The sequence below is a fragment of the Mucilaginibacter sp. KACC 22773 genome (assembly GCF_028736215.1).
Lineage (GTDB): Bacteria > Bacteroidota > Bacteroidia > Sphingobacteriales > Sphingobacteriaceae > Mucilaginibacter.
On record NZ_CP117883.1, the window covers coordinates 2,188,543 to 2,212,603 of the forward strand.

The 24,061-nt window shown below is 43.2% G+C and carries 21 protein-coding genes; 14 read left to right on the forward strand and 7 right to left on the reverse strand.

Features of this window, described 5'->3' with window-relative positions; all coding sequences use genetic code 11:
- Positions 1–81: 81 nt before the first annotated feature.
- Complete coding sequence (locus PQ469_RS09510; protein WP_274212742.1) at positions 82–2,298, forward strand: outer membrane protein assembly factor BamB family protein; 2,217 nt, start codon at positions 82–84, stop codon at positions 2,296–2,298.
- Between the two features lie 17 nt (positions 2,299–2,315).
- Positions 2,316–2,696, forward strand: a complete 381-nt coding sequence (locus PQ469_RS09515; RefSeq protein WP_274212743.1) for a DUF5071 domain-containing protein — start codon at positions 2,316–2,318, stop codon at positions 2,694–2,696.
- Positions 2,697–2,876: 180 nt separating this feature from the next.
- Here PQ469_RS09515 and PQ469_RS09520 read toward each other — a convergent pair whose 3' ends face one another.
- From PQ469_RS09520 to PQ469_RS09530, 3 genes are all read right to left on the reverse strand, one after another.
- The gene (locus PQ469_RS09520) at positions 2,877–3,104 is read right to left on the reverse strand and encodes a hypothetical protein (RefSeq protein WP_274212744.1); all 228 of its coding nucleotides are present in this window, start codon (positions 3,102–3,104) and stop codon (positions 2,877–2,879) included.
- Positions 3,105–3,213: 109 nt separating this feature from the next.
- Complete coding sequence (locus PQ469_RS09525; RefSeq protein WP_274212745.1) at positions 3,214–3,480, reverse strand: Txe/YoeB family addiction module toxin; 267 nt, start codon at positions 3,478–3,480, stop codon at positions 3,214–3,216.
- Positions 3,468–3,689, reverse strand: coding sequence for a DUF2683 family protein (locus tag PQ469_RS09530; protein WP_274212746.1), 222 nt, complete (start codon positions 3,687–3,689; stop codon positions 3,468–3,470). Before PQ469_RS09530 ends, PQ469_RS09525 begins: the two co-directional genes overlap by 13 nt.
- Positions 3,690–3,888: 199 nt before the next feature.
- On the opposite strand from PQ469_RS09530, the gene PQ469_RS09535 reads away from it, so the two are divergent.
- A complete protein-coding gene (locus PQ469_RS09535) occupies positions 3,889–5,850 on the forward strand; it encodes a M1 family metallopeptidase (RefSeq protein WP_274212747.1) in 1,962 nt (653 codons plus the stop codon).
- 198 nt (positions 5,851–6,048) lie between these two features.
- The gene (locus PQ469_RS09540; RefSeq protein WP_274212748.1) at positions 6,049–6,297 is read left to right on the forward strand and encodes a hypothetical protein; all 249 of its coding nucleotides are present in this window, start codon (positions 6,049–6,051) and stop codon (positions 6,295–6,297) included.
- 3 nt (positions 6,298–6,300) lie between these two features.
- Here the strand turns inward: PQ469_RS09540 and PQ469_RS09545 are convergent, their stop codons facing one another.
- Positions 6,301–7,584 (reverse strand): hypothetical protein, encoded by a 1,284-nt coding sequence (locus tag PQ469_RS09545; protein WP_274212749.1) that lies wholly within the window; start codon positions 7,582–7,584, stop codon positions 6,301–6,303.
- A 132-nt stretch (positions 7,585–7,716) separates the two neighbouring features.
- Here PQ469_RS09545 and PQ469_RS09550 point away from each other — a divergent pair, with 132 nt between their 5' ends.
- From PQ469_RS09550 to PQ469_RS09595, 10 genes are all read left to right on the forward strand, one after another.
- Positions 7,717–8,361, forward strand: a complete 645-nt coding sequence (locus PQ469_RS09550) for a hypothetical protein (protein ID WP_274212750.1) — start codon at positions 7,717–7,719, stop codon at positions 8,359–8,361.
- 24 nt (positions 8,362–8,385) lie between these two features.
- A complete protein-coding gene (locus PQ469_RS09555) occupies positions 8,386–9,033 on the forward strand; it encodes a LamG domain-containing protein (RefSeq protein ID WP_274212751.1) in 648 nt (215 codons plus the stop codon).
- Positions 9,034–9,152: 119 nt separating this feature from the next.
- The gene (locus tag PQ469_RS09560; RefSeq protein WP_274212752.1) at positions 9,153–9,626 is read left to right on the forward strand and encodes a hypothetical protein; all 474 of its coding nucleotides are present in this window, start codon (positions 9,153–9,155) and stop codon (positions 9,624–9,626) included.
- 46 nt (positions 9,627–9,672) lie between these two features.
- Positions 9,673–10,887 carry a glycoside hydrolase family 88 protein gene (locus PQ469_RS09565; RefSeq protein WP_443192804.1) on the forward strand — a complete coding sequence of 405 codons (1,215 nt, stop codon included), beginning with the start codon at positions 9,673–9,675 and terminating at the stop codon, positions 10,885–10,887.
- 26 nt (positions 10,888–10,913) lie between these two features.
- A complete protein-coding gene (locus PQ469_RS09570; protein WP_274212753.1) occupies positions 10,914–11,516 on the forward strand; it encodes a TMEM175 family protein in 603 nt (200 codons plus the stop codon).
- 166 nt (positions 11,517–11,682) lie between these two features.
- A complete protein-coding gene (locus PQ469_RS09575; protein WP_274212754.1) occupies positions 11,683–12,327 on the forward strand; it encodes a sigma-70 family RNA polymerase sigma factor in 645 nt (214 codons plus the stop codon).
- Positions 12,328–12,417: 90 nt separating this feature from the next.
- Positions 12,418–13,632 (forward strand): FecR family protein, encoded by a 1,215-nt coding sequence (locus tag PQ469_RS09580; protein ID WP_274212755.1) that lies wholly within the window; start codon positions 12,418–12,420, stop codon positions 13,630–13,632.
- Between the two features lie 351 nt (positions 13,633–13,983).
- Positions 13,984–17,334 (forward strand): TonB-dependent receptor, encoded by a 3,351-nt coding sequence (locus PQ469_RS09585; RefSeq protein WP_274212756.1) that lies wholly within the window; start codon positions 13,984–13,986, stop codon positions 17,332–17,334.
- Positions 17,335–17,357: 23 nt separating this feature from the next.
- Positions 17,358–18,863 (forward strand): RagB/SusD family nutrient uptake outer membrane protein, encoded by a 1,506-nt coding sequence (locus PQ469_RS09590; RefSeq protein WP_218152471.1) that lies wholly within the window; start codon positions 17,358–17,360, stop codon positions 18,861–18,863.
- Positions 18,864–19,059: 196 nt separating this feature from the next.
- A complete protein-coding gene (locus tag PQ469_RS09595; RefSeq protein WP_274212757.1) occupies positions 19,060–21,348 on the forward strand; it encodes a GH92 family glycosyl hydrolase in 2,289 nt (762 codons plus the stop codon).
- A gap of 640 nt (positions 21,349–21,988) precedes the next feature.
- Here PQ469_RS09595 and PQ469_RS09600 read toward each other — a convergent pair.
- The 3 genes from PQ469_RS09600 to PQ469_RS09610 all read right to left on the reverse strand — a co-directional run bounded on the left by PQ469_RS09600 (position 21,989) and on the right by PQ469_RS09610 (position 24,061).
- On the reverse strand, positions 21,989–22,726 hold the full coding sequence (locus PQ469_RS09600) for a trimeric intracellular cation channel family protein (RefSeq protein WP_274212758.1): 738 nt from the start codon (positions 22,724–22,726) through the stop codon (positions 21,989–21,991).
- A 223-nt stretch (positions 22,727–22,949) separates the two neighbouring features.
- Positions 22,950–23,183, reverse strand: a complete 234-nt coding sequence (locus tag PQ469_RS09605) for a hypothetical protein (RefSeq protein ID WP_274209700.1) — start codon at positions 23,181–23,183, stop codon at positions 22,950–22,952.
- Positions 23,147–24,061, reverse strand: a complete 915-nt coding sequence (locus tag PQ469_RS09610; RefSeq protein WP_274209701.1) for an IS3 family transposase — start codon at positions 24,059–24,061, stop codon at positions 23,147–23,149. Before PQ469_RS09610 ends, PQ469_RS09605 begins: the two co-directional genes overlap by 37 nt.

Consider the following 24,061-nt stretch of genomic DNA (forward strand, 5'->3'; position numbering starts at 1 on the left):
CACATTATTCCCCTCCGGAAATTAGCAAAATTTTACTGCTCAGCATACCCATTATAATAATACCATTAACCCAATACAACAATGAAGTCCCGATTTTTGATAGCCCTTTTAATTGCAACCTGTACATATGTGTCCTGTAAAAATCCAAAGCCCAGCCATAACTTAAAACCAGGGCCGCCAAACAGTGGCTGGGGGGCCTACGCGGGATCAAAAGAAGGTAACCGGTATTCATCAAATGAGGAAATTAATTTAAGTAACGTTAGCAAGCTGAAGGAGGTTTGGCGGTACAGCACTAACGATAAAGACACGGCCAACCGCAGCCAAAACCAATGTAACCCCATTATGGTTGATGGTATTTTATATGGCACCAGCCCCAAACTGAAGCTGTTTGCATTGGATGCGGCAACCGGCGAACAAAAATGGCTTTTTGACCCGGCCAAGGCCGATACCACCAACAGCGGCGATCCGATGGCTTACTACAAAGTGAGCAGGGGAGTTATTTACTGGCAAAACAAAAGTGGCGGCGAAAAACGTTTGTTTTACAGCGTTGGCGCCAAAACTTTTGCCATCGACGCAGAAAACGGCAACCCCATTATGACCTTTGGTAAAAATGGTTACCTGGACCTGACGAAGAACCTTGATCGGGATACCAAATCATTTGTGGCCGGTACAACGCCGGGTGTAGTTTATAAAGATTTGCTGATAGTTGGCACGCGCGTAGCTGAATCGGCAGATGCCGCGCCTGGGCACGTAAGAGCTTACGATGTACGTACAGGGAAAGTGCGCTGGATTTTCCATACCATACCACACCCGGGTGAGGCCGGTTACGAAACGTGGATGGATACAGCCGCTTATAAAAAGTTTGGTGGCGCTAATAGCTGGGCCGGCATGGCGCTGGATGAAAAGCGCGGGTTGGTTTATATCCCCACGGGTTCTATTGGCGGCGATTTTTACGGCGGTTTTCGTAAGGGGCAAAACCTGTTTGCCAACTCGTTATTGGCTTTAGATGCTGCCACCGGCAAGCTTAAATGGCATTTCCAGGTGGTGCATCACGACCTGTGGGACAGGGATTTGCCCGCCAACCCTAATTTGGTGACTATTATGCACAATGGTAAAAAGATTGACGCCGTTGCCCAGATCACCAAGCATGGTTATATTTTTATGTTCGACAGGACAAATGGTAAACCCGTTTTCCCGATAGTGGAAACTCCTGTACCAACCAAAGGCTTGCCCGGCGAAGCGCCATGGCCAACACAGCCTATCCCGACTTTGCCACAGCCCTTTGCCCGCCAAATGTTTAACCCCGAAGATGTTACTGACCGCACACCTGAGGCGCACAAAGAAATGCTTGATAAATATAACCAGGTTAAAAACCGCATTATGTTTACGCCACCGAGTAAACAAGGCGGCTGGATATTTCCTGGTTTCGACGGCGGAGGCGAGTGGGGAGGCGCCGCGGTTGATATACAAACCAATATCATGTACATCAGCTGTTCTGAAATGCCCTGGGCGCAGGTGATGATTGATGTGCCTAAAACGACAAGCAATGGCTCGCTGGCCGGCAACGGGCAAGTGGTTTACAATAAAAATTGTATTGGCTGTCATGGCTCCCAACTGAAGGGCAACGGATCGTCATATCCGTCGTTGGTCAACATCGGGAAAAAATATAAGGAAGATCAGCTGAGCCAGATCATAGCCAGCGGCCGCAATATGATGCCATCTTTTAAACAGATTACACCCGAAGATAAAAAGGCATTGCTGGCGTTCCTGCTTAAACTACCCGATGCCAGGGCAAATAAAACATTGGCCAAAGAACCAACCGGCGACCGCGCCGCAGCAACCAAAACTGAGAAGAAAATGGTTGACGAAATACCGTACACCATGACAGGTTACAACCGTTTTTTGGATAAGGATGGTTATCCCGGCATTAAACCGCCATGGGGTACGCTTAACGCCGTTGACCTTACAACCGGCAAACTGCTTTGGAAAGTACCGGTGGGCGAATATCCGGAACTGAAGAAAAAAGGCATCCCCATTACCGGTACCGAACTATATGGTGGCCCGTTGGTAACCAAAGGCGGCCTTGTATTTGTGGCAGCCTCTAAGGACGAAAAAATTCATGCATTTGATAAAAAAACAGGTAAAATGGTTTGGGAGGCCCAACTGCCTGCCGCCGGGTATGCTACCCCTGCCACCTATGCAATTGATGGAAAACAATATGTAGTTATAGCTTGTGGCGGTGGTAAAATTGACAGTAAATCGGGCGATGAGTATGTTTGTTTTGGGTTGGGGGAGTAAAATTATTGATAAAAGTTATGGATATTAAAAAACTTATTCCAAAACATAAAGACGATCAAGAAGTAATTGCAGGCCTTAAAAAGCTTTCGTTTGAACAGTTAGAGCCTATTATTCCTGAGTTGTTAGTATGGCTTCAAGATACGAATTGGCCAATTGCCAGGCCTGTTGCCGATATTCTTGAACCCTTTGCCGATAGGATAGTTCCTGAAATAATTAAGATCTTAAAAACAAACGATGGAATGTGGAAATTGTGGGTATTGGGATATCTCGCAAGAAGCACAACAGATCCCCTTTTGTTGAATGAAATTGAACGGATCGCGAAATTTCCGTCAATGGACGAGATAGAAGATGAGGTAAATTTGGAAGCGATTGCTATTTTAAACGGGGAATATAAATGAGGTAGCCGTCTCCGGGGGTAAATGATGGGGATCAAACCTACGAGGTTTACAATAATTTGATGGATTCCAAAAGTTGTTTTAACTCAGCTTCGCTAATATTTTCGTGATCACTTTTATCGTAAATTTTTTTGAATAAATAAAGTGTTTCATCTTCTTTTAAAGCTGTTTAGGGCTACAATATTAAAGCTCATCTAAGACTTCTGACAGCGTTTTTAGCTTAACTTTTCTTTCCTGATGAAGCTTAACTTCTTTAAGAGCCTGCTCAAGATCTTTTTTCATTTTTTTTGCTGCGATAGACAGCTTAGGCCGATTCGGCTCAATTACTTTGATTTTTCCACCTAATTTAGAAATTACCTTCAATATCATTTCTGCGTCTTTTTCAGGCAGCTTGATTTCAGCAGTAACCATAATTTAGTTTTTAATAAAAATCAGCCAATCTGATTAAGTAAAAAAGCTACTGTTTTCATAAAGGCTTTTTAGCTTTATTTAGTGGTCACAAAAACAATAAATAGTGATATTACCTTGAATAGTGAAAACGAAGCGAATAAACTGTAATTACGTTATTTTCAAATTTATATACTATTCGATGCTCCTGGTTAATTCGTCGCGACCATGCGCCTGATAGATTATATTTTAGGGCTTCGGGTTTGCCAATGCCGTTAAAAGGATCTGTTTGAATAGCTTGTAACAACTGACGAATACGTTTCAAAACCATAATATTGCCGCTTTTTTTCCAATATTCAAGATCTGTTAATGCCTCGGAGGTGAAGTTTATAGCTTCCATATATCATCAAGGCCAAGCTTGGTAATTTCGCCATTTTGGCCTTGTTGTATCGATTTTTGCAAATGTTCGGCATTGGCAGGAGATGATAACAGGTATGAAGTATTGTCAGTTTCTTCACTGGCATCATAATTTACATGTAAAGCGTCGAGGAATATACGGATGGCAGTTTCCTGGTCTTCAGATATAGGATGGATGGTCAATGTAGTCATGTATCAAATATAGCTATTTTTGATTTTACTTTCAATTGGCTGTTATGCTTTTGATTGTAAAAAGACACGGCTTGCCCATATCTCTTACTTTCCAATGATTTTTAATTGCCTTTTGCAAAATCGTGTTGAATAGACAAATGGCAACTTGTGAGAATTTCGCTTTTTGCCTTATCTTAGCCACTATAGTAAAATATCAAATATGCATAATCCCCTACAAAGCATAAAAATCATTATTGCTTGTTGCTTACTTTTTATTGGCCATTGCGCGTTAGCCCAGTCGCGGTATCGCCCCACCGATCTATTCCCCGCCTTACCGCTGTTGCCCCCCGGTAATGAATACCGTACCGCAACCGGCGAACCCGGACCTGCATATTGGCAAAACCAGGCCGATTATGTGATAGATGTAGCCCTGGATGATCAGAAGAACGTGGTTAGCGGAACCGCCACCATAACTTATACCAACAACAGCCCCAAATCGCTATCGTCATTATGGCTGCAGCTGGAACAAAATGTGTTTAAAAAAGACTCAAGGGGCATAAAATCAAAATTATTCCTCTATAAAAACCCGGATGAAGAAACCGCCGATGGGGGATACGATATACAGGCAGTAAAGCTGAAGGATGGCGCAATTACAGGCGACATTAAATATAACATTTACGATACCCGGATGGAGTTGACCTTGCCGCAGCCCTTAAAAAGCGGGCAGAAAGTAACTTTCAGCGTTCAGTACCGCTACAATTTCCCTCAAAACTATAAGAATGCCGATTTCCTGGTTAACCGTACCGATATCCTGCCAACCAAAAACGGCAACATTTACGCCGTTGCCCAATGGTACCCGAGGATGTGCGTATTGGACGATGTGGAAGGCTGGAATACCTTGCCTTACCTGGGTAATGGCGAGTTTTACCTGGAATACGGCAATTTTAACGTGAATATTACAGTGCCCGCGGGTTATATTGTAGAGGGCTCGGGCGATTTGCTGAATCCCGAAGATGTATTAACCCCTGTACAGCTTAAGCGCTGGCAGGCTGCTAAACAAAGCGAGACGCCGGTGTTCATCCGCCAGGCCAAAGAAGTTGCGGAAGCCTCGACGCGGCCTGTAAAAGCTACCTGTACCTGGAAATACAGGATGGATAATACCCGTGATTTTGCCTGGACGGCCTCGAAGGCGTTTATTTGGGAAGCCTTCAGCTTCCCGGTAGCCGGGGGTAAAAAGGTAATGGGAAGCTCGCTGTACCCGGTTGAATCCAACAAAAAAGATAGCTGGAAACGGTCATCGGAATATATCAAATTCACTTTGCAGCATTTTTCGGAAAAGTGGTTTACTTATCCTTACAATAAGGCAGTAAATGTGGCATCCAACCTGGATGGTATGGAGTACCCGGGGATGGTATTTTGTTCGGCCAGGGATACCGGTAACGCATATTTTATGGTGGTAAACCACGAATTGGGCCACACCTGGTTCCCGATGGTAGTAGGCGGCAACGAGCGTAAATACGCCTGGATGGATGAAGGTTTTAATACCTTTATTGATAACCTGGCTGTAAAAGATTTTAACAAAGGCGAGTTCAGGGGCTATGCCGAGATATACAGCCCGCTTGATACGCTTTTTTCAGAGCGGGTGGTCCCCATCATTACCCGGCCCGATGCCATACCCGGCGATATGGTTTTCCCGGTTCAGTACCAAAAGGTTGCCTATGTGCTAACCTTGCTGCGTAACCAGGTAGTTGGCCCCGAAAGGTTTGATAAAGCTTTCCGCAAGTATATTGCCGATTGGGCCTATAAGCACCCTACACCCTGGGATTTTTTCAGGAGTATGGACAGCTCGGTAGGCGAAGACCTTAGCTGGTTTTGGAAATCGATGTTTTTAGAAAATTACCGCCTTGACCAGGGAGTAGCTAAAGTAGAAAACATGGGAAATGGCAGGGCGCAGATCACCATCGAAAACCTGGAAAAAGCCGCCATGCCGTTGGTGGTTCAACTCACCTACGCCGATGGCTCTACAGAGCACCGGGAGTTCCCGGTAGAGGTATGGGAGTATACCGGCAGCTACACTTTTACATGCAACAAAAAAGCGACGGTAACCAAAGTAACCATCGATCCGGATAGCCTCTATCCCGATGTAAACAGGGCCAACAATGTTTATAAAATTGTTAATTAGCCAACACGGCACGGAAGGTGATTGAAGGTTGTATGAAAGGGCGCCAACGGTGCGGGAAAGGTGGATGAAAGATATGTGAGAGGATAATGTTTTTTTAAGTTTTTTTTGTCGCTCTACCCTTTATCTATAACAATAAAATAACATACAGTTAAATTGATGTTGATGCCCGGCCTTTAAATTTAAGGAAGCAAAAAACCAATGGACCGTATCCTTTTCCCCCGCAGTAACTTTGATGATCTTCGTAATTGCCCGATAGATAAACTGGAGGAGGACATCTCCCGCACATCTATCCGCTTAAAACTACAGGGCAACCTGTCGACAGACCATGACCGCGAACGCTACAAGCAGGAGCTGGATAAACTAAGCGTTTTTAAATACATCAGCCAGCTGCGTAAAGGGAAACTAAGCTACGAGGATTTTAACCAAAAGGTAGAATTGACGTCCTGAGGTTTAAAAACTCTCCTCATATACCTTTGAACCGGGCGTTTCCAGCTTGTAATGTTTTACCTGGCCGGGGCCTTCAAACTCAAACCGCAGGCCTACAATACGGCCAATGTTGCGCTTTTGTTCAACATCCATGATTTGTTTGTTATTGAGATAAATTTTTAAGCGATGGTTATTAACACTGCATTTTAAGGTTTGATATTGTCTGAAATCGCAGCCGAATCCACTCAGGTCATGGTCATTGCCGCCAATCCAATATTGGCCGGTTAAAACGCCCATATTGGCAATGCATCCTTTGTTTACAATGGGTATCACAATGGCCATACCATCGCCCAAAATGGTTAAATCGGCTTTGCGGCAAACAGATTGGCCCGGCGTTGCTGTATTGCGCAGCGTGCATTCCATCGTGAAATTATCGGCCCGGATGCCCGGAAACTCGCGCACGTTGGAAAATTTTAACCAGGTATCATTAAACACCGGTGTGCCCAGTTTTTGCTGCATCAGGCTATCTGTAATACCCATATAGCCATCACCCTTTATTTCGGCAGATGACAAGTACACCGGTACAGGCTGATGGTCTATAATACCAACCCATCCTTTGGTTTTTATAAAAACAACAGACTGTTTAACTATCCGGTTGTTTACCACCAGTTTTGCTATAAAATGGCCGGGGGTATAGTAGATGGACGTATGCTGTTTACCATCGCCGGACACAAGCTCACGTCGGCGTGGGTCCCATGATTGCTGGATGTAAACGCTATCTGAATGAAAGGCAGATGCGTCATAATTGAAAACCACAGAATTGGGCAGGTCATCAGATGTCTTTTTACTGCTAAATTTTACGGTTGACAAATCCGGTGAGTCTTTTCTGTTAAATCCGGCAAAATAAAAGGCGCCAAACAATAGTAAGGGGATAGCGGTGAACCATATGTATTTGTACCTGTTTTTAGAGGGGGCATTGGCTGCCGGAATTTGCTCAATTGTGCTGGGTAGCTCGCTTTGTTCAATTACGCCATTAACCTGGTGGTGCTGCCTGAAATCGCGCCAGCTTTCATAATCAAGGAAACGGGCCAGGGCATTAAGTGTTGCGGCTGTTGGGTAGCTATCATAACGCACTTTGCCCCAAATGCGTTTTAGGGTAGAAATACTGAGGCTTACTTTTGTTTTTTCGAAGATCAGTTTGCTCAATTGATCAAAATCGTCATTAGTCCAAATGCTGTTATCACCCCAGTTTAACGAGCGTTCAATAAGCTGGCAGCATAATAAAAGCAGTTGTTTTTCTTTTTCCATCAATTTTTAGGCAATGACGCAGTATTTAAACCCGCAAAAACGGCTTGAACAAACTTGAACAGGATTGAAACGCCTGTTATGCTTAATTCTGTATGCTATTTGCAAGTTTTGCTAAAGTTAAAATCTAAAACCATGAAGAACAATATTTTATTTAGCCTCTTTTTAATAACTACGTTTTTTTGCGGCGCTGCCTGTGCGCAGCAAAAGGGCGCCTATGATTTGAGTAGCCTGTTAAAACAGGAGACGCGGATAACATCGTCCGCAAAAAAAATAAGCAAAATTACTGATGGTACCAGGAAGGGAATTTCACTTACCGGTATTGTTTGGCTCAAAGATATAGACTTTGCCACCGGGACAATTGACGTCGATCTTAGGGGCAAAGACGTTTTTCAGCAAAGTTTTTTGGGCATTGCTTTTCATGGCGTCGATACGGTTACTTATGATGCCATTTATTTCCGGCCTTTTAATTTTCAATCAACAGATACGCTTAGGCGCAGGCATACCGTGCAGTACATCAGTCAGCCAGATTTTTCGTGGGATAAACTGCGGGCAGATCATCCGCTTGTGTACGAAAATGCTGTTAACCCATTCCCGCTGGCTACCGACTGGTTCCACGCTCATATTGTGGTAAAAGCTGATGAAATTGTGGTATATGTAAACCGTTCACCAAAACCATCGCTCAGCGTTAAAAAACTGAATAACCGGCAACACGGCCTCATCGGATTGTGGAATGATAGTTTGCCCGGCGATTTTGCCAACCTCGTTATCAAACAATAAAACACCAACCTTTAAAAATTCGTTATGAAAAAGCTATTGTTATTATTTGTTCTTTTTGCAACTATTAGGGTAAATGCCCAGCCAAAGTATAAGGCGCAGAACCTGCCGGCCATTAACCCGAAAGAATGGAATATCCCCAAAAATGACACCCTTGATTATGAATTTGGCAGCTACCAGGGTAAAAAAGCGCTGCTGATAAAACGGAAGATAGGTAATTACAAATCGGCGAGCCTGGCCTATCCTAAGAGTTTAATTTTTAAGGATGGTATTATCGAGTTTGATTTGGCATTTGCGGGCAAGGGAAATGGTTATATCGGCCTTGCCTTCAGGATCAAAGATGCTCATCATTATGAAACCGTATATTTCAGGCCATTGTCGTCGGGTACCATCAACGCCATTCAATATATGCCCGAAAAAAAAGCAGAATTTAACTGGTGGGATTACGAAGCCGATAAATACCAGGCCAGCGCGATACTGCCTGCTAACGGCTGGTTTCATGTTAAAGTGATAGTTACAGGCCAAAAAATGGAAGTATATGTGAACAATGCTGCTAAACCTGCCATGGTTTACACCTCGCTTGATCCTTCCCTAAAAAGTGGGTCTGTTGGTTACTGGCATGGTAATTCGTCCTTAGGCGCTTACCGGAATCTAACAATAAAAACACTCGAATAGCGATGAACGGAACAATAATTCAGCATGCGAACAACGGTAATTTTAAAGTGTAAATAATATTGGCAGGTATTGGTAATTCCGGTATATTTATGGGTAAATCTATATTTTTTGCCTAACCAATGCCGGTTTTTAACCAAAATAAGTTTCTAAAAAACAAATCAACCATTATCATTTGGTCGACCTGTTTTATAGCGATCATTATCTGGTACACCTGGGTTTATGACTGGGGTCCCAGGGGGATTTTACACCTTAAAGACACGCATCCCGAAATGATGTTGGCAAAACTGGATGCCGGTAAGGGCCAACCCAATCCAGACTCGGTACTGCTCATCAAATCATTACTTCAAAAGTTGGCCGCTCAATCCGACGAATCCGTGGATACAATCGCCGCTTCGACCAAAGGCGGGCAATATTTGATATTAAAAATGTATGGCAAGCAAAGGAGTAGTATTTATATTATGCAGCGGGTAGACATATTGAGTAAAAGCGGGAAGAATAGCAAAGAAGATTTTTGGCTGGGCAAAGTACAATATTTTGATAAACTTAAAATTGTTTTGATGCTGGAAGGGCTACGAGATAAATTTGGTTCTTAAAATTCCAATCAAAATATGCAACTTTATTGCCAGCCAAATTATATCTATGAAATTCAAAATATTGCCCGCCCTCATCTGTACTGTTTGCTTAATAGCGATTGCTTTTTTTAGTAATGCCCAACCGGCTTTAAAACCGGAAAGAGCGCTTTCAGCTACCATCAAAAAAAACTTTATTGCTGCGGATGCCCAATATAGATTATTAGCAACAAAGATAGGACCGGAGGAGTTCCCGAAAACTTATCATCCCGATAAGGATAAACAGGAAAATAGCAACTCGGGCTGGTGGTGCAGTGGCTTTTATCCTGGCAGCCTGTTGTTTTTATACCAGGAAACAAAAGATAAACAGCTGCTTGCCGAGGCCAACCGCATTATGGGGGTATTGGCTAAAGAGCAGTTTAATACCCATACCCATGATTTGGGCTTTATGATGTATTGCAGCTTTGGCAATGCCAACAAAATTGAGCCTAAGCCGGAGTATAAGCAGATATTAATTAACAGCGCTAAATCGTTATCAACCAGGTTTAACCCGGCGGTGGGCTGTATTAAATCATGGGATTCAAAACCAGGCGATTACCTGGTGATTATTGACAACATGATGAACCTTGAATTGCTTTTTTGGGCAACGCGGGAAACGGGCGATTCCAGTTATTATAAAATAGCGGTTACCCACGCCAATACAACCATGAAAAACCATTTCAGACCCGATTTTAGCTCGTACCACGTCATAAATTACGATGCCCTAACAGGCGCGGTAAAGGAAAAGAAAACTGCCCAGGGCTTTGCTAATGAATCGGCATGGGCAAGGGGGCAGTCATGGGGTTTGTATGGTTATACCGTTATGTACCGCGAAACGCATGATAAAAAATATCTTGACCAGGCACAAAACATAGCGCATTTTATATTGACTAACCCAAATTTGCCGGCAGATAAAATTCCATATTGGGATTACAATGCCAGCAACATTCCCAACGCATTAAAAGATGCATCGGCGGCTTCTGTTATGGCTTCGGCCCTGCTTGAATTATGCAGGTATAGCGATGCCAAAAAAGGGCGGCAGTATTTTGATGTTGCACAAACCATATTAAAAACACTATCGGCACCTCCTTATATGGCTGCTGCGGGTACCAACGGCGGTTTTATTTTGCAGCACAGCGTTGGCCATTTCCCCGCCGGGACAGAAATTGATGTCCCTTTAACTTACGCCGATTACTATTTTATTGAGGCTATGCAGCGTTACCTGGCATTCGGCACAAAAAAATAACTTACTTTTAGCTGTAAAAATATAAGATGGCATTAGGTAAAGGTAGGTTAGAGGCTTTCAGCGATGGTGTTATCGCCATCATTATCACCATTATGGTATTGGAGATGAAGGTGCCCCACGGCGATAGTATTGAGGTGTTAAAGCCGTTTATTCCAGTTTTTATGACTTATGTATTGAGTTTTATTTATGTAGGCATTTATTGGAACAACCATCACCATACCTTGCAGGCGGTAAAATCAATAAATGGCAAAACGCTGTGGGCCAACCTGCATTTGCTGTTTTGGCTATCGTTAATACCATTTGTAACCGGATGGATGGGCGAAAATCACTTTGCCAAATGGCCTGTAATGTGTTACGGTTTTGTACTGCTGATGAATGGCATAGCGTACACAATCCTGGTAAAGAATCTTGTTCGCCATCATGGCGAGCACTCCTTATTGGCACAGGCCTTTGGCGAAGACTGGAAGGGTAAAATATCTGTTATTTTATATGCCGTAGCCATTTGCTTATCCTGGTTTAGCCCTGTTGGGGCACTTGGGTTGTATGTTTTAGTTGCCGGCATCTGGTTTATTCCTGACAAAAGAATTGAAAATAAACTAACTCATCATGATGCTGACAGCCAGCTATAAATAGAAATACCTGGTTGTCTGTTGCTAAATAATATCAACTAAATGCATTTAGTTGATGGAAAAGTATAAACTATTTCGCAATTTCGTAGTTGTAGTAGTGTTTTAACCTAAGTGATTTTTATTGCATTTTAATTAACCAATATTTGCCACTACTATACGTTTACCTATGTTGGATATTGCTTATAACCATGAGCCGGAACTGCTTATCAGGGCAGCGCCACAACATCATGACAAGGATTTGCTATTAAAAGTAGCGGAAGGGGATGAACATGCTTTTCGCTGTTTGTTTATTATGCACCATCAGCAATTAGGTGTTCATATTCATCGTATTACCAACTCAATAGAACTGGCCGAAGAAGTGGTTCAGGATGTTTTTTTGAAAATATGGATGGCGCGCGAAACCCTTGCGCAAGTAGAGGATTTTAAGGCTTACCTGTTTGTTATTTCAAAAAACCACGCCCTTAATTGCCTCAAAAAGCTGGCGAAAGAAAAGGTACAGGCAAAAAAACTGGAAGAGAGCAGTCTTGGTTTGATCATGGACGATCAGCAGGATAACCTGTACTATAACTTATTGGATGAAGCAATAGATCACCTGCCATCGCAACAGCAAAAAGTGTATTTGCTAAGCAGGCACAACCGGCTTAAGTATAACGAAATTGCCGATCAGCTTAAACTCTCCCGCGAAACTGTAAAAAAATACCTGCAAATAGCCACCACCTCTATAACTGATTATGTACGCAGCCATTTGGATGTGTATTCGGTTGTTTTACTGGCAATAAAAACTTTTTTTATTTTTTTTCAAAAGCGATAGCCCCTTTTTTATCGCATTTATTGTCTTGTATGTGAGTTAACCCCAAGCTCGGCATTTACCAATTTATAATATGAATTAACATCTACCTGTATGAGTGCATTTAATGCAAGGCTTAACTACCTGTTTAATAGTTATTACCACCAAACCGCTACGCAGCAGGAGCGGGATGAATTGTTTGAAATCATCAATTCATCTGCCAACGATGCGGAGCTTACTGCACTTATTCATGAAGCCTGGAACACGCTGCAGGCAGATGAGCCGCTTTTTGATGCCGCAAAAAGCATGGATATGCTCAACAATATTCTTCAAAATAAATCAAATCCGGATAATATACACCCCATAAGGCCGCCAAATAAAAACCAGTTGTGGTTAAAAGTTGGTGTTGCAGCCGCCATGATGGTGTTTGTTGGTTTTGGTGCTTATGTATTAATTAGTCAACACAAAACTGCTGCAAATAAACGGGCCCAGGCCAGGCTAAAGGCGGTGCCGGCGCATGATGTTTTGCCAGGTGGCAATAAGGCTGTACTCACCCTGGCCAACGGTAAAACGATAACGCTGGATAGCGCAAAAAATGGTTTGCTGGCTAATGAAGGCAATGCCCATATCAAAAAAACACATGATGGCCAGTTAGTTTACGAAGGGAGTAAAAACGAAGGATCTGATGCGCCCGCTGCTATCAATACTGTATCTACCCCGCGCGGAGGACAGTATCAGCTGGTATTGGATGATGGAAGCAAGGTTTGGTTAAACTCGGCATCATCGTTAAGTTTCCCCGCGACATTTAAAGGCGCTACCAGGGAGGTCGAAATTACTGGCGAGGCTTATTTTGAGGTGGCCAAAAATGCGAAGATGCCATTTAAAGTAAAGGTAAATAATACCGTTGTTGAAGTGCTGGGTACCCATTTTAACATTATGGCTTATAATGATGAAGATGCTATAAAAACAACCCTGTTAGAAGGATCGGTAAAAATCAGCAACAAACAATTTAGCGGCCTTTTAAAACCCGGGCAGCAGGCGTTACTTAAACAAAACGGACCTATAAAAATAACGGATGAGGCAGATGCCGACGATGCCATCGCCTGGAAGGAGGGCATCTTCCAGTTTAGAGACGCAGGTATCGAGGCCATCATGAGGCAGGCCGCGCGCTGGTACGATGTACAGGTGAGCTATACCGGCAAAGTACCGGTAAAAGAATTTACCGGTCGCATTTCGCGCAATGTAAAGGCTTCTGAACTGATGGGGATGCTAAAATATATGGGTGTTAATTTTAAAATTGAAGACAAACATATAACAGTGCTGCCATAAATAACCAGCCCCAATTAATAACCAATTTATATACAACTAATCAACAACCAATTACTCACTTTTTAAAAAAGCTATGATGGAAGAAATACCAAAAATAAGTTAGCCCGGGAGGGACCCGCATGGTAAAATGGCTTACCGCTCATGTAAAAAATAAACATGCCGGTGCCAAAACATAACCAATAAAAAACCGGGAAGTATTCGCAGTACTTTCCCGGCTAAGCATCTGGGCCCCAAAAAAATGCAATCGACGAATTGAAAGTTAATGTTTAACCCAAACTCTACAAACTTATGAATTTTAATTCTAAGGCCACGCCTTTGGTATGGCCCCAATTATCCAAAATAATTTTAGCTATGAAGCTAACAGTTATTATTATGGTGGCAGTACTTACCAACGTAAGTGCCAAAACCTACAGCCAGGTTGTTACCCTGCACCAAAAAAACGCAAGTGTCGAAAAAGTTCTTCGTTCTATTGAAAAACAAACTGGCTATCATTTTATGTATGATAAGCAGGATGTATCCAAAGCAAGCGCAATTAACATCGAAGTTGCCGGTGTTTCATTGGAGCAGGCGCTCGACCTTGCTTTTAAAGATCAGCCTTTAACCTACAAAATTTTCCAGGAAACCATTGTGGTTAAAAAGAAAGATGAAGTTAGTACGCCAGTCGCAGACATCAAAGTTTCAGGCACGGTGTCTGATTCAAAAGGTCCGCTTCCAGGTGTAAGCATCAGGATCAAGGGGTCTGACCAGGGCACCCAAACCGATGTAAATGGTAAATTCACATTGAACGCACCCGAAAACGGAACACTTGTTTTTAGCTTTGTAGGCTATACTACACAAGAAGTTGCTGTTGGTGGCAAAACTACTTTAAACGTGATGCTGGCAGAATCGCCAAAGGCGTTAAGCGAAGTGGTTGTTGTAGGTTATGGTACCCAAAAACGTGTTGATTTAACAGGATCTGTTGGTAGCGTAAGCGCCAAAGGTTTGCAGGAAAGGCCACAAACCAACCTGGAACAGGAATTATCAGGTAAAATTGCCGGTGTAAACGTTTCAACAAACTCCGGCGCCCCAGGTGGTAATACTAAAATCAGGATTCGTGGTTACAGTTCCATCAACACCCGCACAGATCCTTTGTACGTAGTTGACGGGGTGATTTGGACAGAGGGCGGTAACGCTATAAGCCCTAATGATATCGAGTCGGTTGATGTGTTAAAAGATGCATCATCAACTGCTATTTACGGTACACGCGGTGCAAACGGTGTTATTTTGGTTACTACCAAACGTGGCAAAAAAGGAGAAGGCACAGTAAGCTATGATAGCTACGTAAGCGTAGGCCACATGGCAAAAGAGTTGCCTGTGTTGAATTCAGCCCAATTTATGGCTGTTGAAGACCTGTCATACGCCAACATTAAAAAATACGACCCTACCGGCTGGGCGTCTGGTAAATATGCTGATCAGGATCCGGTTAAATTGCGCACCGCCTTAATTGGTAAATTATTTGATTCAAATCTTAAACCGTTATATGATGTGGATTGGCAAAAAGCTACCACACGTAATGCAGTAAGTCAAAATCATAACCTGACTTTTACAGGTGGATCAGACAAATTAACCTACGGTTTATTTTTAAACTATGCCAATGATCAGGGTATAATTTTAAATAGTTATTTAAAACGCTACAATGCCCGGTTAACCATCGATAATCAAATTAAATCATGGTTAAAAGTTGGGGCTACTTTAAATTACAATGCCCAGGATCAGCGTACTGCTGATGATGGTACCGGAGGTAACAACATTCCGCGTATGTTAATTGAGATGGTTCCGTTTATCCCAATTAAATATCCCGACGGAACTTATGGTAAACGTACAGATTATCCAAACTTAGAAGGCGGCGATAACCCGGTAGCCCAGGCCAACGAGATTGAAGCACTTTACCGTAAACGCATTTTTAGCGGTAACAGTTACCTTAATATAAACATAATTCCAGGTCTTGAGTTTCGCAGCACCCTGGGCGTTACAACGTCTGCCAATTATAATCCTCACTTTCAAAGTGGCTTAGTTGGTGGTTCTGTAGCAAGCCAAACAAAAAGCTCTGCATCAATTGATGAGCAGAACAATACTTTTTGGCAGTGGGAAAATCACTTTACCTATAATAAAACCTTTAACAAGGTGCATACTATTAACATTGTTGCAGGTACCGAGCAGCAAAATTTTCAACAAACCGGGTTAGGTGCTTCTACCAGTAACCTGTCTGATAATTATTATCAGTATTATAATTTAGGCGCAGGTTCTATCCCTGGTATCCCTTCTTCAAATTATGACGCATGGCAAATGCGCTCCTATTTTGGACGTTTAAATTATAACTACAAGGATAAATACCTGTTAACAGTAACCGGTCGCCAGGATGGCTCTTCCCGTTTTGGTACAAATGTAAAAACCGGGTTTTTCCCATCGGCAGCTTTCGCATGGAGGGCTTCGCAGGAGGATTTTCTGAAGGACAACAAAACTATTTCTGATCTTAAATTCAGGTTGAGTTATGGTTTAACAGGTAACTCCGAAATTGGTGAGTACCGCTCACAAGCGCAAATTGGAACGGTTAACTACGTGTTTAACGGTGCACAGGCTATAGGTACGCAGCAAACTACCATTGGTAACGAAGATCTTTCATGGGAAAAAACCGCCGAGTTTGATCTTGGTTTCTCTGTAGGCTTATTCAACAACCGTGTTAATATTGAAGCGGATGCTTATTTAAAGAAAACCAAAGCCTTGCTGCTTAACGCGCCATTGCCAGAAACCAGCGGCTTTAACAGCGTTTACAAAAACATTGGCAGGCTGCAAAACAAAGGTTTGGAGTTAACTATCAATACCCAAAATATCAAAACCGAGGACTTCTCCTGGAATACTTCATTTAATATCTCGTTCTTAAAGAACAAAATATTGGCTTTGGGCGCATCAAACGATGACATATTTTTGTCGCCAACGTTCCTTTCACAATTTAACCTGATGCGCGTTGGCTTACCTGCAGGTAGCTTTTATGGTTACAAAGTGTTGGGCACATGGGGTACTGCCGAAGCATCGCAAGCTGCAATATTTAACAAACTGCCAGGCGACCTGAAAATACAGGATACTAATGGCGATGGCAAAATTACAGCCGATGATAAAGTGATCCTTGGTAAATCGATACCAGATGGATACGGAACATTAAGTAACACTTTCCGTTATAAAAACATCGATTTAGGTATCGACCTGCAATTTAACTATGGTAACCAAATCATGAACCTAACCCGTCACTCGGGCCAGGATCGTACAGGCCAGGCTAACAGCTATGCCACTGTTTTAAATGCATGGACACCAACCAATCAAAATACAAGCATAGCCGAAGACAGACCAGCCTATGTGTATTACCAAACAGAAATCTATTCAACCAAAGTTGAAAGCGGCAATTTTATCCGCGGCAGATCGGTAACACTTGGTTACACTTTCCCAACTGCTTCAATAGCTAAAATTAAATTGAGCAGGTTAAGGGTGTATGCGCAGGCTCAAAACTTGTTTGTGATAACCAAGTACACCGGCTATGATCCGGAAGTTTCTACCTATGGTTACGATCCTAAGAATCCTAACAATAACAGCAACTTTAATCAAAGCATCCAGTTTTACGATTATCCAAAACCAAGAACCTTCCTGCTTGGCTTAAATGTTAGTTTCTAATTTAAACGTTAAAACATACTATTATGAAGTTTAATTTAAAAAAATACCGGATTGGTTATTCATTACTGATTCTCACTATAATGCTTGGTAGTTGCAAAAACGAGCTTGTCGAAAAAAATAAAGGCGGTTTTGTAAAAAGTAATTATTTTACCAGTGCAAACCAGGCGCGTATATTTGTTAATGGTATTTACCAAAAGCTTTACCTGTTTCAAAATGGGGATGCCTACGGTGAAAGCCCGTTTATTACCATCGAGCTTTTTGCAGGTCATACTACCTCATTAGGGCAAAGTGTTAATAATAACAACGTTATAAACAACCGTACCGACGCTGTTAACCCGGGTTTTGAAGATGTATGGCAAAATAGCTATGGCGCTATAGCAAATGCCAATGTGGCCATAGCAAATATTCCGCCGATAACTCCTTTTGCCGACGCGGATAAAAAAGCTTTGTTAGGCGAAGCCTATTTCTTAAGGGCGTTCTTTTATTATCACCTGGTTAGGTTATACGGCGATGTACCATTAATTACCGAACCGGTTACTATTACAAGCCCCAATCTTTACCCTGCACGTACAGCTGCCGCTGCTGTGTATGATCAAATCATCAGCGACCTCAAAGCCGCGGAAGCATCGGGCCTGCCTGAATCTGATAAAACAGGTAAGGTATCGTTAGGTGCAGTGCGTACTTTGTTAGCCAGTGTTTATTTAACTACTGCTGGTTTTCCGCTTAAAAAGACTGCGAATTACGCTTTGGCCGCTGCCGAAATATTACCGGTTATAAATGGTACCGCATACACTTTGTTTGATAAGTATGATTATCTGCATGACAATGCCCACAAAAACCAGGGCGAATTGATATTTCAATCCAATTACCTGGTTGGCGTGGCTACAAATGCCATTCCCCAGTTAACTGTTCCATTTAACTTATTGGTTGGTGTATATGGCGATCACCTTGGCGCGATGATACCTACCAATGCCTTCTTTAACAGTTATGAAGCGGGCGACTTACGTGCAAAAGAAAGGCAGTTTTATTTTTCAAGCTACCCATCATCTAAAGATGGTACGATCATCAACTTTGGCGAGCATGCCCTTTACAAATATTTCCACGTAGAGAGTGCAACAGGTAATGGCCAGAGCGATGAAAACTGGACCTTTTTGCGCTTGCCAGAAGCCATGCTGATTTATGCAGAAGCAAGTAACGAAGCTGAAGGAGCACCAAATGCAACAGCAATTGCCCAACTTAATAAAATACGCGCACGTGCGCAACTGGCCCCCATAGGTGCCTTAAGCCAGGACGCATTCCGCAAAGAGGTTTGGAAAGAGCGCTATCATGAACTGGCGTATGAAAACAAAGCTTATTTTGACATACAGCGTACCCACCAGGTTTATGATGTTATCAACAATACTTTTGGCGATGCTACATCAACCAAAAACGAGCAAAATGTAACCATGAAAGCTCAGTATTACTTGTGGCCTATTCCGCAGCGCGAGATTAGCACTAATGCTAAACTAACCCAAAACCCGGGTTGGTAAGCCTCAACCTGCCCTTACTAAAAGGGCCTCACCTAAATCCTCTCCAAAAGAGAGGACTTAAAAAAACATTCAAATCAAGAACCCTCTCCTTTGGAGAGGGTAGGGTGAGGCTAAATATTTAAACATAAAAGACCGGCCAATGCAGCTGGTCTTTTATATTTACAGGTAAATTGAAAAACATTAAATGTCTCCCGGAATGAAGAAAAACATTGTACTCATTGGTTCATTATTAATGGCTGCTACATGTGCCATGGCGCAGCAGGTAAATAAAGTAACCGACCCTGTTGAATACATTAACCCGCTGATGGGTACCGATTCGCATTATGATTTATCCAACGGTAACACTTACCCGGCAATTGCACTGCCCTGGGGTATGAACTTTTGGACACCCCAAACCGGTGTAATGGGCGATGGATGGGCTTATACTTACGATGCCCATAAAATACGTGGCTTTAAGCAAACCCACCAGCCATCGCCATGGATGAATGATTATGGGCAGTTTGCTATAATGCCGGTAACCAAACATTTAAAAGTATCGCAAAACGACCGGGCAAGCTGGTTTTCGCACAAGGCCGAGATTGCCAAACCATATTACTACAGCGTTTACCTGGCCGATCATGATGTAACTACCGAGATTACACCGACCGAAAGGGCGGCCCAGTTCATGTTTACTTATCCCAAAACAGACAGCTCTTTTATTGTGATAGACGCACTGAACAAAGGGTCGTATGTAAAGATTATTCCCGGCGAGAAAAAGATAGTAGGTTACTCTACCAAGTACGCTCGCGGCCCCTTAAAAAACTTTAAAAACTACTTTGTTATTTATGTAGATAAGCCCATCACCATTGCGCAAACCTACAGCGATACTACTCTGAGCAATGGCCTGGAACTGAAAGCCGAGCATGCAAGCGCTTTAATAGGTTTTGCCACTACCCATGGCGAGAAAGTACATCTGCGGGTAGCTTCGTCATTCATCAGCATTGAGCAGGCCGAACTGAATCTGAAAAGGGAAGTAGGCAACGACAGCTTTGACGTAACCAAACAAAAAGCTAAAGACGTTTGGAATAAAACCCTTAGCCGCTTAACTGTTGAGGGCGGTACTATTGATCAGACCCGTACGTTTTACTCCTGTATGTACCGTATGGTTTTCTTCCCGAATAAATTGTATGAGATAGACGAGAAAGGAAATATTGTACACTACAGCGCATCAACGGGTAAAGTATTCCCCGGTTATAAGTTTGCCGGTACAGGCTTTTGGGATACCTTCAGGGCGCTGTATCCGTTCCTGAACCTGGTTTATCCTTCGATTAATAAAGAGATGCAGGAAGGCCTTATTAATGATTATAAAGAAGGCGGCTGGCTACCTGAGTGGTCGAGCCCCGGATATTCTGCTGTAATGATAGGCAACAACTCTGCATCTGTAGTATCCGAAGCCTATTTAAAAGGTGGCAAAGGTTACGATATCGAAAAACTGTATGAGGCCCTGGTACACGGTGCGAACAACAAAGGGCCGGCAGCAACCGGCCGCGAAGGGGTGGAGTACTACAACACATTAGGCTATGTTCCTTACGATGTTAAGATCAACGAAAACGCCGCCCGTACCCTCGAGTATGCCTATGATGATTTCACCATTTATAAGTTAGGTAAAGCCTTAGGCAAACCTGCTTCCGAAACAGATGTGTACAAAAAGCGGAGCATGAATTATAAAAATCTGTTTGATCCATCAACCGGGTTAATGCGTGGTAAAAATAAGGATGGTTCATTTGAAACGCCTTTTAGTCCGTTTAAATGGGGCGATGCCTTTACCGAGGGCAACAGCTGGCATTACAGCTGGAGTGTGTTCCATGATATCCAGGGGCTGATAAACCTAATGGGTGGCAAAAAGCAATTTGTTAACAAGCTCGATTCGGTATTTACCTTGCCGCCGGTATTTGATGACAGTTACTACGGCGAAACTATCCACGAAATCCGCGAGATGCAGATTGTGAATATGGGGCAGTATGCTCACGGCAACCAGCCTATACAGCACATGATTTACCTGTACAACTACGCCGGCGAACCATGGAAAACCCAGCTCCATGTACGCGATGTAATGAACAAGCTGTACAAAGCCACCCCCGATGGTTATTGCGGCGATGAAGATAACGGGCAAACATCGGCCTGGTATGTATTCTCGGCCATGGGCTTTTACCCGGTAACGCCGGCCAGCGACCAATATGTGCTTGGTGCGCCTTTGTTTAAAAAGATCACTTTAAAGCTCGAGAACGGCAAAACGGTAACCATCAATGCCGCCAATAATAATTACGCCAACCGGTACATCAATACCATGAGCGTAAACGGCAAGCCTTATGATTTAAACTGGTTAAGCCACAAGGAGTTACAAAAAGGCGCAACCATCAACTTTAATATGGCCCCAACGCCTAATAAAACAAGAGGGGTAAAGGATAGCGATGTGCCTTACTCCTTATCAAACGAAGCCCCCTAACCCCCTGAAGGGGGAACGATGACGGGCTTAAGTCTTTTCTCATTATGTCATAGCGAGTATCCATCAGCTTCGGCTGGAAAAAACAGTAATGACATGGTTGCAAATGGGGTTATTCTGGGTACCATCAGATTTGCGCTTCCTTTTAAAAAGCGGTGGAAAAGTGCGATTCCCCTCTTGAGAGGGGCGGAGGGGTGTGTTATGCACGCGCAATGAAACGCGGAAAAACACACCCCTGCCAACGCACCTCCTACCGCGCCCCCTCTCGAGAGGGGAATAAAAAATACGCTTGATAATCAGCGTATTATAATCATGTCATTATAAGTATCCATCAGGATGATCCTGAAAAAAATGGGGATGACGTGCAACGAAATATAGTTAAACCAAAGTCCAAAACTACCGTCATTGCGAGGCACGAAGCAATCCCAAACTATGTGGGACTTAGCATGTCGGGGATTGCTTCGTGCCTCGCAATGACGGATATTTGATATTGACAATCAGTAACTTACAAACACGTCATCATAAGGCACGAAGATAACCGACCGCAGGGAGCTCATTAATACCTATGAAAATCAAAACACAACATTAATAATCCCGAACTATGTGGGACTTAGCATGTATGAGACTGCTGTCTAAAGTAAGCTTAATGCCATTCTTCCCGGTAAACAAACTTGGGCATTTGCCAGTTGTATTTGATGGATAGCAGGCGTAACGCCAGGCCAATGATACAAGCAATTATTATGGCAACCGCATCGCTGGCGCCCAAATATTCAATCCCTAAGTAAACAGCCCCGGTAACTATTGATGCACTTGCATAAATCTCCTTGCGGAATAGTAAAGGGACCTCGTTACAAAGCACGTCGCGCAGTACGCCGCCGGCGCAGCCCGTTATCATTCCGCTTAATAATACAATAGTAGCCGGCAGGTTTATTTGCTGCGCTATCTGGCAGCCTATAATGGTAAATACTACCAAACCCAGCGCATCAAGGTATAGGAATAGCGTTTTCATTTTGGTCATTAGGCGGGCTATAACGGCTGCCAGTATCGCTGCGCCGGCGGTTATCACCAGGTATTCGGGATGTTCAACCCAGCTCATGGGATAGTGGTTAAACAGGATATTGCGTACGGTGCCGCCGCCCAAGGCGGTTACCCAGGCGATGATGCAAACGCCCACCCAATCCATATCCCTGCGTCCGGCAGATAGGGCGGCGGTCATGGCTTCGGCAATAATAGCTATGATGTATAGTATGTGTAGCATGGCAGGCAGGTGTTTAACAAATATAGCTAATTTGTTTTCTATCAAAAAGCCAAGATTCTTTCTCTCCAGTGCAAACGCATCCGAATAGCTAATGGAATGAGCGATATAAGCATCAAACGACACCCTGTTTTTATTGGCTGATCCTGGTTAAATGATCCGGTTACCGAAGGGACTTGTATTAGCCAGCAACAGGCAAAAGTATTAGAATACGCCTAAATTGCGCTCAGTTTAGTGTTAACCATGATAAAATATAAGATATTGATTATCAAATATTTATAAATATTTTTTCCGAAATGTGTTAAGTTATGTTAACCCAATCAGAGGCGTTTGACCCGTCCTGAAATAACTATACAGATTTGTGAGTTAATCCTGTAAACACTATACAGGTTCTTTTTTTAAAGATAAAGTTAAATAACTTGTTGTTTGTTTGTTGTGTTGGAATGTGGGAAACTCCTTCAGTTTTCCATATTTCAACACGTTTTTCTTTTTTTGCTTCTTTTTTTCTTTTTGCTGAACCTCCTCTTTTTGTTGATAACTCATCTGTCAGGCGGGTATGGCCAGCGGCTTTTCCTTCTCCCATTTGCCCGGGTATTCCTTCCAGCGTTTTTTCAGTACATCACCTTGTTCATGCGCCTGGCAAGGCGTCAGGTAGTCACAGCTTCCATGGGGCCTCAATTCGTTGTATGCCTTAATACTGCTATCGATCTTTTTATAAGTCTGCTCAAAGTTAACCGGGCTGATGTACAGGTCGAACTCCCCCTTGATGATGCCATTCATTCGTTCGGCCAGTGCATTCTCATACGGGTCACCCCGTTCAGTCATACTGATGGAAATAGTTTCGTTCCCAAGCAATTCCACATAATCCTTAGAGCAGTATTGGGACCCTCTGTCAGAGTGATGGGTAAGGGTTTGCCCGCTGTAACTGCGGACATCCAGGGCCATCTGTAAGGCCGCTATAGGCCCCAGCGCCAGCATATCCAGGCGGAAACAATAACCCATGATCTTACGTGAAAATGCATCTGTTATCAGTGACAGGTAGCCCCATTGGTTTTGCACCCGAATGTAAGTTATATCGCTTACCCAAAGTTCCTCCGGCCGTATAATATGCATTTCCTTTACCAGGTTGGCGTACTTATGCATCCAGTGCCGGGAATCGGTGGTGATTGCTTTTCGTTTACGCTGCCTGATCAGCAGCTTATGAGCGTCAAGCAAGTCAAACAGGTAGTCCCTGCCGATTTCTATATGATGAGAAGCCAGTTGCGGCTTAAGCAGATAAAGCATCTTTCTTGTCCCTAACCGGGGTAAAGGCTTCCTTATTTCATGAACAAGCTGCAGGATAATTTCCTCTTTGATAGAGTCATCCTGGTTTCTCCATAAGTGATCATAGTGCGCATGGCGGGTTTTGCCAAACAGTCCGCATAGAAACGCCCAGCTTAAATGCGCGTAATCCTGCTTCAT